The organism is Streptococcus taonis (genome assembly GCF_029948085.1).
GTDB lineage: Bacteria > Bacillota > Bacilli > Lactobacillales > Streptococcaceae > Streptococcus > Streptococcus taonis.
In genome coordinates, this window is the sequence record NZ_JARZZP010000001.1 from 1,116 (window position 1) to 14,513 (window position 13,398).

Annotated in this window: 7 protein-coding genes; all 7 read right to left on the minus strand. The window is 38.4% G+C overall.

Going from position 1 to position 13,398, the window contains the following annotated elements:
• Window positions 1-3,543: sialoglycan-binding domain-containing protein (locus QEZ38_RS00010; protein WP_281334586.1), on the minus strand; the 3,543-nt coding region annotated here is incomplete at its 3' end.
• A gap of 514 nt (window positions 3,544-4,057) precedes the next feature.
• Window positions 4,058-10,000 (minus strand): G5 domain-containing protein, encoded by a 5,943-nt coding sequence (locus QEZ38_RS00015; RefSeq protein WP_281334587.1) that lies wholly within the window; start codon window positions 9,998-10,000, stop codon window positions 4,058-4,060.
• A gap of 465 nt (window positions 10,001-10,465) precedes the next feature.
• A complete protein-coding gene (locus tag QEZ38_RS00020; RefSeq protein WP_281334588.1) occupies window positions 10,466-10,861 on the minus strand; it encodes a YtxH domain-containing protein in 396 nt (131 codons plus the stop codon).
• A 15-nt stretch (window positions 10,862-10,876) separates the two neighbouring features.
• A complete protein-coding gene (locus QEZ38_RS00025; RefSeq protein WP_414276739.1) occupies window positions 10,877-11,260 on the minus strand; it encodes a DUF948 domain-containing protein in 384 nt (127 codons plus the stop codon).
• Window position 11,261: 1 nt separating this feature from the next.
• The gene (gene lgt, locus QEZ38_RS00030; protein ID WP_281334589.1) at window positions 11,262-12,050 is read right to left on the minus strand and encodes a prolipoprotein diacylglyceryl transferase; all 789 of its coding nucleotides are present in this window, start codon (window positions 12,048-12,050) and stop codon (window positions 11,262-11,264) included.
• Complete coding sequence (hprK, locus tag QEZ38_RS00035) at window positions 12,043-12,978, minus strand: HPr(Ser) kinase/phosphatase (RefSeq protein ID WP_049526992.1); 936 nt, start codon at window positions 12,976-12,978, stop codon at window positions 12,043-12,045. The genes lgt and hprK overlap by 8 nt, the downstream gene beginning before the upstream one ends.
• 129 nt (window positions 12,979-13,107) lie before the next feature.
• Complete coding sequence (rpsU, locus tag QEZ38_RS00040; RefSeq protein WP_000048054.1) at window positions 13,108-13,284, minus strand: 30S ribosomal protein S21; 177 nt, start codon at window positions 13,282-13,284, stop codon at window positions 13,108-13,110.
• Between the last annotated feature and the right edge of the window lie 114 nt (window positions 13,285-13,398).

Here is a 13,398-nt window from a genome sequence, read left to right on the forward strand (position 1 = left end):
CTCAGCTTGCTTACGGAACTCAATCTGAATATTGGCGTTATTAGCAGTGTTATTGTTTGTGTTGTTATTTGTCAGACCTTCTTGGTCATATCCACTAATATAACGATTCCAGATATTTCGACTAGCTGGAGTATTGATAACCTGATCTTTACCAACATGACCTGAAATATTAACTTTATATGGGTTAGTATCTGTCGCATTGCCAGCTTGACCTAAATTACTTGTCTTATCCGTGAAGTTAATACTTGTACCATTAGCAGGAAGTTCAAGACGACCACCATTTGTAACTTCGAAATTACCTGATGGTGCTACTGCTTGAGCATTGTCGTGAACCTTAATCTTATCCAAGCGACCACTGTTATCAGTTAAGTTCACATCAACGCTAAACTCTTCTTCACGATAAACGATAATCTTATGTGGGTTAGTACTATCAATTTCCGCATTCTTAATAGGAGTTAAGCTAGTAATTGTTGGCGCTACTGTGTCACGAACTGTGAAGGTTACAGGTACTTCATCTGTTGAACCATCTGGATAAGTAACTACCGCTGTACGTGTGACTTGACCATTGTTAACAGTTGGAGTTTCTCCATCTTTCCATGTATAAGTCGTTCTTGCACCTGGCGTTGTACCTTCAGTTGGCAAGTCAGACTTGTTGGCAATATAAGTCTCTGGTGAGTCATAACCACTGATTGTACCATCTGTCGCTACATCGATTTTAGAGCCTGTTACTGCTGTTGGTGTATATTTATCAGCTTGCTTACGGAACTCAATCTGAATATTGGCGTTATTAGCAGTGTTATTGTTTGTGTTGTTATTTGTCAGACCTCCTTGGTCATATCCACTAATATAACGATTCCAGATATTTTTGCTAGCATCAGCTTTGACTTCCTGATTTTTACCAACATGACCTGAAATATTAACTTTATATGGGTTAGTATCTGTCGCATTGCCAGCTTGACCTAAATTACTTGTCTTATCCGTGAAGTTAATACTTGTACCATTAGCAGGAAGTTCAAGACGACCACCATTTGTAACTTCGAAATTACCTGATGGTGCTACTGCTTGAGCATTGTCGTGAACCTTAATCTTATCCAAGCGACCACTGTTATCAGTTAAGTTCACATCAACGCTAAACTCTTCTTCACGATAAACGATAATCTTACGTGGGTTTTTACTATCAATTTCTGCATTACGATTATCAGTTAATTTAGTAATTGTTGGTGCTACCTGGTCAGCTGGTGTTATCTTAGCTGGTGTTGTTACATCAGGAACTTCAACAGTTGGTTGACCTGGTTCTGTAATCTTACCTGTACCTGGGACATTACCTTCAGGTAAATCACTATTAGGTACTTTACCTTTACCGTCTTTACCGATTGTGACTGGGATTGGCTTGTCACCTTTACCTGGGATTTCTACCTTAGTTTCTGGTGGGTATGTTGAGCCATCTGGTTTCTTCGGTGTTACTGTAACGTCACCTGTCTTAGGATCTTGATTCAACTCTAATGTTGGTGTAATAGATTGTGTAACCTTGACAGTTGATGTAAACTCCGCACTTTGTCCGACGTTATTGACAGACTTGACCTTGACCTGATAACCTGTATCGCTAGGTTCAGAAGCAACACGACCTGTAATAATGAGCTTGTGCTCATAATCACTCACTTTATGAACTTCAACTTTTTGATCTTTAAGTTCCAGCTTACTATCCACTAACTTGATAGAATCAGCTGTATTATAACCTAGTTTTGGATCACCAAGTGAAAATCCTGCTAAATCATCTTTAGTTGTGAATTCGAGAGTGATCTCCTTGCCTTTTTCGATGGTTTGATCAGCCCCCGTCACCTTAGGAGATGGCAAACCATACCATTGCATATCATTTCGGTGGGTGTTGAACTCAAAGGAGCGCATCCCTGCTGCATACATGAGTGGAGTCCCCTCAGCAGCTTTGGTTTTGAAACGAAAGATATAGTTTGAGTTACTATCCTTAGTTTTACCACGATAATCGATTTCAAAATGGTAGACTCTTTGCGTATGCTGGATCAACCAATCCTTCAAATAATCTGATAACAGAACATCCTTCTCTGTTGACGTACGCGCACCCCCAGTACGAGTCCAGTACAGTGAATCAGGTTTTGAAATGATTTCTTCAAATGTTTTAACCTCTCCATCAGCACCTTTCCAGAAAGCATCGGTAGGGGATTTGCCCAAAGCCCACTCGATATGTCCACCAGGGGTACCATAGTTAGTAACCTTAGTCGTAGCGGCAACCTGCTGTTCAAAGATTTGTTGTAAGGTTCGTGATATTTTTTTTCTTCCTTGAGTATCAATACGTACTTTGCTACTATCACCACCCCAGTAACTAGCAAATGATGCCGAACCGTCGTTTACCAAGGTATGACCAGTTGGAATGGTAAACCAAGCATGAGCATTTTTGTGGTTTTCAGGATCACGGTCAAACTCAATGACCCAATCGTAGGTATCTCCGTTTTTAGTGACATCAACCTTAACGACATTCTTGACATCACTAACTTTTTGGTTATCCGCAGTATTTTGGTTACGGTCTCTAAAGAGCATGGTACCAGCTGGATAACCTGAGCCATCTCCTTCCTTTGTGAAGTAGAGCCCAACAGCCTTGTCATAGGTTGCCCCCGCATCAGCGCGAAGCGTTGTTCCAACTGGGATAGCTGCGCCATTACGGACGTCATTATGCCCAGAAGTCAAACGATTACGTGCAATCATAACAGAGCTTTCGTTACGTTTGATGACACGATTCATATCCTCAACATCACGAAGGCTAACTTCTACACCACCAAATGCAGACTTGGCTACAGCAACTTGGGCATTAGCTTTTTCCAAGATTTCACGTGTCAAGTCATTCTCAGGTGTTTGGGCGATAGCCTGCTCCAAACGATCAATAGATACTTTGAGACTAGCTTTAGCTTTTTCCAGTTGCTCAGCATTAGTATTTTCTGAAGTTTCCTCAGACTTAGCTGAAATTTCTGAAGTTGGCTTCGCTACTTCTGGCTTGATTTCCGAAGTTACTTCCTGTGTGCTTTCTTCATTTTTAGCTTCTTTAACTTGAGGAGTTTCAACTGCTCGTAGCTGGTCCAAAACATTGGTCAAGCGAGCTACCAAAGCGTCCACTTCTTCCTGACTCACTTTTGAATTAGCAAGAGTCTGTTCAGCCTTGACAAGTTCTTCCTTGGCGCGGACTAAAAGATCTGTATTCGCAGTTTCCTTGACGTGAAGCTGGTCTTTGATCTGTGCCACAAGCTGACTTGCAGTAGCTGTATCCACTTTTACAGAACTAGCAGGCTCTTCCTTATCCTGCGATGCTAGCGAACTCGTTTCTTGAGTTGAAGCCTCTACCTGAGGTTGATCAACAGGTGTCACGCTATCTGCACTAACGACACGCGCACCCAAAAACATCAGTGCTGCAACAGCAACTGAAGCCGCACCGAAGCTATACTTACGAATAGAGAAGCGTAAGACTTTTTCCTGTTGTCGACGCTTTACTCTACTTAGTGAATTTGATTTTTTTTCCATCGTTCCTCCTTATATTAAAGACAAAATCAAATTGAGAAGCAGTATTCCCTCTGGGGAATAATACAATAAAAATCACTCTTTTGAGCAATTTTTACACATTACAGCTATTACAGCTCGATTATATCATTTTCAATTCATTTAAGCAATCATAAAGCCATTCAACCTCTCGAATAAAGCGCAAACATATGCGAATATTTATAACACATTAATATACAGTTTGTTTAAATAAAACAGAAAGATTCTCCTTTCTGATGACATTCTCTATATATTAGATTAGAAAGTGTACTAATCGCTCACCGATTGAGAACTTTTGGGAACATTTCAAAACTGAGCACTAGGATTGAAGTCATACAATATTTTGAGAGGGGTTTGGTACCAATACTGATGTCTCCCTTTTTCAGAAATAAAACAACGACCTTGTACTTCTTCAAATGAGGAACAAGGTCGTTTCTTAATCTTTTATTTCATCGTTCACTTAACAGTGAGTAGTTCAAACTTTAACGAAATGCTTATTTTAGTCTTCTTTTTTCTTTCCAAACGCAAGTCCAAGGCTACTTAGCATACCAAGGAGTCCTAAAGATGCAAGAATCATATCAGATTCTGTTCCAAGTATTGGCAATACATTTTGAGAATCATTTGACTTAGATTCCTTATCAATAGTAGCTGTAGTAGATCTGTGATTTGCATTCGGAGTAACTGCATTTGGATTTGGAGTTGTTGGCGCAGGTGTATCATGACCAGAATTTCCATTAGTATCTGGTGTGACTGGAGTTGCTGGAATTGTATTTGGATTTCCACTTGCTTTTCTGAAAATGTGAGTAATTACTGGTTCATTTTCATCAATCACAGTTCGTACAAATTCATATCCTGGAATTGATCCATGTTCAGTATCCTTTTCATTACCTGTCTTAACAGATGGTTTCAATACATTTCCTTCTTCATCAATCCATCGAACCTCAATCATTAGCTCTGGTAATGCAATTGAACCCCCTAATACATCGTTTTCAAAAGTTGTTACCTTAGGAACTTCCACAGATGATTTACCTGGTTCAGTAATCTTACCTGTACCTGTTTTTTCTACGTTTGGTAGATCACTGTTTGGTACTTTACCTTTACCATCTTCATCGATTGTAACGACGATTGGATTACCATCTTTACCTGAGATTTCTACCTTAGTTCCTGGTGGATATGTTGACCCATCTGGCTTCTTCGGTGTCACTGTAACATCACCTGTCTTAGGATCCTGTTCTAACTCTACTTTTGGTTCTTTCGTTTTCCCATAAGTTCGAACGGTTGTTGGAGTTACCTTACCTGTTTTTGGATCAACTTCATAGGTAGTGATATCAATCACATCGCGACCTTCAGAATCTTTAGATTGTTCAACCTTAGTTTTCGCACCAACTTTAACGATTGTCTTACCTGCTGGGCTGACTACTGGGGTGCCAACGTGTTCTGTGATATGACCGTCATTTGAATCTACATCGTAAGTGGTTGTAGTAACTGTTTTACCTTTTTTACCCTCAGTACGCTGAGCTGGTGTACCGAAGTCTTTTTCACCATCTCTAACATACTCAACTTCAGGTTCAATCGGTGTTTCTACTACTTTGTCCTTCGCTGAAACCTTGACAATAGTTTCTGTTGGATTTACTACTACTGGTTCTCCTACTCTTTCTGTAATTGTTCCATCTGATGGATTTACTTCGTAAGTAGTTGTTACTGTTCTTGAACCTGCTTGGCCTGCTTCTTCTACATTGTCTTGGCCTTTTTCGCGCGTATCATCTTTTACATATTTCTTAGGTGATGGGATTGCTGTTGTTTCTACTTTATCCTTCGCTGGAACCTTGACAATAGTTTCTGTTGGATTTACTACTACTGGTTTCCCTACTCTTTCTGTAATAACGCCTGTAGTAGGATCAACACTATATGTTGTTGTGGTAGTGCTTGAACCTGCTTGGCCTGCTTCTTCTACATTGTCTTGGCCTTTTTCGCGCGTATCATCTTTTACATATTTCTTAGGTGATGGGATTGCTGTTGTTTCTACTTTATCCTTCGCTGCAACTTTAACAATAGTATTAGTTGGTTCTTTCGTACGAACTGGTTGACCTTCATTTGCTGTAATCTTTCCAGTATTAGGATCCACAGTGTAAATGGTTGTGATAGTGTCTTCACCATCTTCACCTTTAACAGTAGTTGGGGCTGTACCTTTTTCTTTCGTATCATCTTTTTCATAGACAACAGGTGATGGTACTACTCTCTTCTCAACTGTTGGTGCTTTCGTTTTCCCATAAGTTCGAACGGTTGTTGGAGTTACCTTACCTGTTTTTGAATCAACTTCATAGGTAGTGGTATCAATCACATCATGACCTTCAGAATCTTTAGATTGTTCAACCTTAGTTTTTGCACCAACTTTAACAATTGTCTTACCTGCTGGGGTGACGACTAGGTTACCAACGTGTTCTGTGATATGACCGTCCTTTGAATCTACATCGTAAGTGGTTGTAGTAACTGTTTTACCTTTAGCTCCTTCAACGCGTTCATTAGGTGTGTCAACTTCTCGTTCACCATCTCTAACATACTCAACTTCTGGTTCAATCGGGGTTTCTACTACTTTGTCCTTGGCTGCGACTTTGACAATTGTTACTGTTGGATTTACTACTACTGGTTCTCCTACTCTTTCTGTAATTGTTCCATCTGATGGATTTACTTCGTAAGTAGTTGTTACTGTGCTTGAACCTGCTTGTCCTGCTTCTTCTACATTGTCTTGGCCTTTATCGCGCGTATCATCTTTTACGTATTTCTTAGGTGATGGGATTTCGGTTGTTTCTACTTTATCCTTCGCTGGAACCTTGACAATAGTTTCTGTTGGATTTACTACTACTGGTTTTCCTACTGTTTCTGTAATAGCACCTGTAGTAGGATCAACACTATATGTTGTTGTGATAGTGCTTGAACCTGCTTGGCCTGCTTCTTCTACATTGTCTTGGCCTTTATCGCGTGTATCATCTTTCACATATTTCTTAGGTGATGGGATTTCGGTTGTTTCTACTTTATCCTTCGCTGCAACTTTAACAATAGTATTAGTTGGTGCTTTCGTACGAACTGGTTGACCTTCATTTGCTGTAATCTTTCCAGTATTAGGATCCACAGTGTAAATGGTTGTGATAGTGTCTTCACCATCTTCACCTTTAACAGTAGTTGGGGCTGTACCTTTTTCTTTCGTATCATCTTTTTCATAGACAACAGGTGATGGTACTACTCTCTTCTCAACCGTTGGTGCTTTCGTTTTCCCATAAGTTCGAACGGTTGTTGGAGTTACCTTACCTGTTTTTGAATCAACTTCATAGGTAGTGGTATCAATCACATCGCGACCTTGGTTATCCTTATTACGTTCAACCTTAGTTTTCGCACCAACTTTAATGACTGTCTTACCTGCTGGGGTGACGACTGGGTTGCCAACGTGTTCTGTGATATGACCATCGTTTGAATCTACATCGTAAGTGGTTGTAGTAACTGTTTTACCTTTAGCTCCTTCAATACGTTCATTAGGTGTGTCAACTTCTCGTTCACCATCTCTAACATATTCAACTTCAGGTTCAATTGGGGTTTCTACTACTTTGTCCTTGGCTGCGACTTTGACAATAGTATTCGTTGGTTCTTTCGTACGAACTGGTTTTCCTTCACTTACTATAATCTTTCCAGTATTAGTGTCCACAGTGTAAGTTGTTGTGATAGTGTCTTCACCACCTTCACCTTTAACAGTAGTTGGGGCTGTGCCTTTTTCTTTCGTACCATCTTTTTCATAAACTACTGGGGATGGTACTACTTTCTTCTCGACTGTTGGTTCTTTCGTTTTCCCATAAGTTCGAACGGTTGTTGGAGTTACCTTACCTGTTTTTGGATCAACTTCATAGGTAGTGGTATCAATCACATCGCGACCTTCAGAATCTTTAGATTGTTCAACCTTAGTTTTCGCACCAACTTTAACGATTGTCTTACCTGCTGGGGTGACGACTGGGGTACCAACGTGTTCTGTGATATGACCGTCCTTTGAATCTACATCATAAGTGGTTGTAACAACTGTTTTACCTTTTTTACCCTCAGTACGCTGAGATGTTGTACCGAAGTCTTTTTCAACATCTTTAACGTATTCTACTTCAGGTTCAATCGGTGTTTCTACTACTTTGTCCTTAGCTCCCACTTTTACAACTCTAGCTATTGGTATAGTTACGACTTCTGGTTTGCCTTTTGATGGAGTTAGGGTTCCATTTACTGGGTTTACGCTATATGTTGTGGTGACTTTAGTTTGTCCTGCTTTCCCTGGAAATTGAACGGTAACAGTACCTTTTGGACTGTTCTCATCTTTTAAATAAACTGGTTTGGGTTCAACTGAATTATACTCAACTATATCCCTCGCGCCACCTCTATTGACTACTTCTTCCTTCTCAGCCGAAGTAAGACTGCCAATTTTGGGGTCTACTGTGTAGCTTGTTGTCTTCTTAACAACGTCGTCTCCTTTTTTAATGTATTCTACTTCATCCTTGGCTGCGACTTTGACAACTGTTTCTGTTGCCGGTTGCTTAACTACTGGTTGTCCTACATGTTCAATAAGAACTCCAGTTTTAGGATTTACACTATAAGTTGTTGTTACCGTCTGTTTCCCGATTTTTCCAGGTACTTCAACATTAGCTTGTCCTTTTTCGCGTGTATCATCTTTTACGTATTTCTTAGATGATGGGATTTCTATTGTTTCTACTTTGTCCTTGGCACCATCTTTCTTGAAGATTTCATCAGTTGTATTCTTAGTAATATTTCCTGTATCAGGATCCTTAATACTAACAGTTGTTGACTTAATGATGTCATCTCCGCGTTTACTATATACAGTAGTTTCTCCAACTTTTTCTAGAGACTTGGCTGTAGTAATCTTAGGATTTTGAAAACCTATCCCATCTAAGGAAATTCGTTTCCCAGAAATAAACTCTGGTCGTCTATTAATCATATCGGCTTCAAAATAAGAACGGGAACTATGCCCTCCTTTTGTATCCCCAACATTTATAATAACATCACTATCATTGCTGACACCTTTTCTTATCGTCGAATCATTATCAACAATATAATGAGTCAATTTCCCTAACTTAGCTATTTTTTTGCTATCTAAACCTTTCTGCCAAAATTCACGACCAGAAACCAAACTTGTCACAACTTTTGGGGCATTAAATGTTGTTCCTTTTTTTAATACATTATTATAAAAGTTTCTATAAGCCAGCTGTTCTTTAGTAGACATGACTCTGCTGTCAGAATATGCCAACTGATAGGCTTCAACCATTGCCCGTTGTACTAAATATCCTCCTAAAGAGTGTCCTGTCAAATATAGATTGGTAATACTCTTATCTTTAGCCAGTTCACGCATGATATTTTCTGCATCGATCCCTTGTTGAGGATTGCTTCCTATTCCAAGTGTTATATCAGCTCCTATATCTTTGGCATCACTTGTTCCACGAAAGGCTAATACTTGTGCAGTTCCATTTGGTAAATATGAGAAATCACTCTTTGTTTCATACAAGACAGCATCTAGTCCACTGGAGGTATGATAACTTTTCTTCCTTTCCCAATAAGGGCCCAATTCCTTATTCATCATCATATACTCATAACGTGGTCTACTGTCACCATTCTTTTTATATAACTCTGACTCTGTTAAGGGTTTCTTATGATTCAGCACTCTATCAATATAATTATCATCACGGTAGGACAATTCCATGAACATAATCATATCGCGCTCACTGACATTCCATTTTAATTTTTCATCTGGCTTTTCTTTACTGTCAATAATACCATCACCATCAGTATCTTCTAAAAGTGGATGACTGTTATAGCCTACATACTTTTTCCCATTTTTTTCATATATATAAACTTCTTCTTTATCCTTCAAGTAATCATCATCTGTATAACCTTCTGGATTTAACTTGGGACCATTAACTAACAAACTATCAAGTTGATCACCTTCTGAACCGATTATTCCTGCTTTTATTTGATTCGCATACTCATCAGTTAATTCATACTTTTTAAGCTCAGAAGGATTTGATGCTGCTCTAACCTCTGGAGCGCTTGATCTGTCTTCACCTGCCACCAAAGTAGTTGCCGTCGAATTGACAGTTTCCTTATCACCAGAAGTATCCAGAATTGTCGTACTCGTAGCTACTGTTGAGAGCTCTTTAGAATCTATCTCAGAAGAAGCATTGTTTCGATGTTCTGAAATATTTTGAACTTCTTCTTTAATCTCCACAGTCGGCAGTGAATTATCAGTTTCAGAATTAACTTCTATCCCTGTTTTATTATTTTCCGTAGAAGCCAAAACTCCTTGAGTTGGAGCAAATAAGGAAACCCCTATTAGTACCGACGCCACTCCAAAAGAAAACTTTCGAATCGAAAAACGCTGGCGTTTATTAAAGATATCTTTCATGTTATCCAATCCTTTTTAACAATTTTTCATATAAAACATAGAAAACATTAACATTTTCTGTTAACAAAATCACAATTTTTTCTTTTCCTAAAATTTAGGAAGTTTACTCTACTTTAATACATCACATTTTAAATCCTTTCAATTTTTAAATAACTATTTGTTATAATAGCTAAACCCAGTCACCCAGTTCATCAGGCATGTTATTTAGGTTACGGACAGAACCGCTAATTTTAGACTTCCAAACAACTCTGTAAAAAGTACAAGGTTATCTTTTTCTATTTTATCATCTAGTTCCATTTTCCCATCCGTATAAAGATCAATAACCTGCTGTTAAAATTTCACTAAATTAAGAAAGAAATCTAAATACTGAACTTTCTATACTGCCATTATATCACAAAGAATTCCTTAAAAGAAAAAAATCACCATTCTTGATTTTCTAGAAAACCAAAAAATGGTGATTCTATGTTAATTTTCTTGAAGCTCAATGACAATTTCTTGACCATTTCCATTTTCTTCCACAACTACTTTTTCTTCCAGTTGTGATTTGAAATGATTCAAGGTTTCTTTTGAAACTTCAGTCGCTTGTTGAGCATGATATTTTGCTTTATCAAGAACAGTGTCCAGAGTAATTTCCCCAGATTCAATCTGCTCTTTTGTTTTAAGAACAAATTCTTTGGTTTGTTCTTTGACATCCGTTAATTTTTCACAAACCTGCTCTTTAGCATACTCAGGATCTTCTTTTAGATCTTCTAAAAATTCTTGTGCTTGGCTTCTAACTTGTTTTCCTTTGTCACTTGTTAGAAACAAGGCTGCAGCAACACCTGAAACAGTTCCTAGAAAGATAGATGATAGTTTACCCATTAGCTTACTCCTTTTTTATTTTTTGAAAAATTTACTTGCAAGACGAAGAGCTGACAGACTTGCACCAGTCTTGAGTGTTTTTGAACCAGCAGATGATGCCTTTTTACTCAAAACACGCGCTTGATCATTTAGGTCAGAAACAGAAACAGAAAGGTCTGCAACTGCTGTAAAGAGGGGATCAATTGTAGCAACTTTGACATTGATATCATCAACAAGAACGTTGACTTTTGTAAGCAATTCATTTGTTTGATGAAGAGTTACATCTACATCTGATGTTAAAGTTTTAACAGTTTTTTCAGTTTCATCAATTACACGACCAACTTTTTGAAGGGTAATAGTCAGATAAACTAAAAATACAACCAAGGCAATTGCCACAATAATATAAGCCACTTCTAACATTTTAATTCTCCTTTTTTACATTATAAAATGGTGCTTTTTTCCGATATTGATAAAAGATGATATAAATACCAAGGCCAATCAATAGGGCAGACAACCACTGAGATACTCGGAGTCCAAAGAACATGAGACTATCCGTACGCATGCCCTCAATAATCATACGTCCAAATCCGTACCAAATTAGATAAAAGGCAGTGATATGACCACGACGGATACTCTTTAATCGGCGTCTAAAAATGACAATCAAGGCAAAACCGATCAGATTCCAGATAGACTCGTATAAGAAGGTTGGTTGGCGGTATGAGCCATCAATATACATCTGATTCTTAATAAAACCAGGTAAATAGTCTAGATTTTCAACGACTGCTCCATAAGCTTCTTGGTTAAAGAAGTTTCCCCAACGCCCTAGACTCTGAGCAATCATGACGCTAGGAGCTGCAATATCTAAGAAATCCCAAGTATTGATTAATTTGCGATCAGCAAAGATATAGAGTACAATCGCGCCAGTAATTAAACCACCGTATATGGCAAGACCACCATTCCAAATAGCAAAAATCTCTCCCAGATGTTGGCTATAATAATCAAATCTAAAAATAACATAGTAGAGTCTAGCTCCAATGATTGACAAAGGAAAGGCAATTAAGATGAAGTCCAAAATATCATCAGATAAAATCTTCTTTTTAGGCGCTTCTTTACTGGCAAGGTATACCGCTAAAACAAGACCTGAAACGATGCAGAGTGCATACCATCTAACAGCTAAAGGACCAATTTGAAAAGCGATTGGATCAATCATTTTTCACCTCGTTCTTTGCAATCAGATTTGTCAATCTTTCTTCAAATAGTCGAGTAGCATCAAAGCCCATTTCCTTAGCACGATAATTCATCGCTGCTGCTTCGATAACGACAGAAATATTACGTCCTGTTTTTACAGGAATGCGGATACGTGGAATAGCTACTCCAGAAATCTCCAATTCCTCAGCATTATTGCCTAGACGATCAAAAGTCTTTTGCGTGTCATAATTTTCTAGATAGACAGCCAACTGAACTTGTGAAGAATCCTTAACTGCACTGGCACCATAAAGACTCATCACATCTATAATACCAACACCACGAATCTCAAGTAAATGCTTCAAGATTTCAGCTGGTTCACCCCAGAGAGTCATTTCATCCTTAGCAAAGATATCTACACGGTCATCAGCTACCAAACGGTGTCCTCGTTTCACGAGTTCTAGACCTGTCTCACTCTTACCAATACCACTGTCGCCTTGGATTAACACACCCATACCATAGATATCCATCAAGACACCATGTACACTTTCACGCTCAGCCAAACGAGAATCTAGGTAACTTGACAATTCTCCAGACAGACGACTTGTTGCTGTACGACTCGTTAAAATAGCGATTTTACATTCTCTAGCGGCCTTTAGCATTTCCTCTGGAACTACTAAACCACGCGCAACAATAACTGCAGGTGTTTCTGGTTGAAACATCTTTTTCAAAACCTGGTAGCGGTTATGAGAAGACATACTAATCAGATAAGACCACTCTTTCATTCCCAGTAACTGAATCCGCTCTGGAGTATAGTAGTCAAAATACCCCGTCATTTCAAGCCCTGGTCGCGTAATATCCGCAGTATTGATTTTCTTTTCAAGTAATTCTGGCTCACCATAGACAATGTCTAGTCTGAGCTTATCAATCACTTCTTTGACTAAAACCGACATAATTTTCTCCTTCAATCAAGTTCTTCCCTCTATTATATCAAATTGTAGGAGGAAGTTTCAGAATTTTGCAGGATTTATAGGATTTATTTAAAGCAAAAAAGACTAGATTACTCTAGCCTTTCTTATTAATTAGAATTTTTTACGTTTACGAGCTGCTTCTGACTTACGTTTACGTTTTACAGAAGGTTTTTCATAGAATTCACGTTTGCGTGTTTCTTGAAGAGTACCAGCTTTAGTAACTGCACGTTTGAAACGACGAAGAGCATCGTCAAGAGATTCATTCTTACGTACTACTGTTTTAGACATTTTTTTCACTCCCTTCAAGTTCAAGATCTATTCTATTTTACACGGAATGAAGAAAATTGTCAAGAAAAAAATGAAATTCTCCCAAATCATTCCATTTAAAATTTACAAGATTTT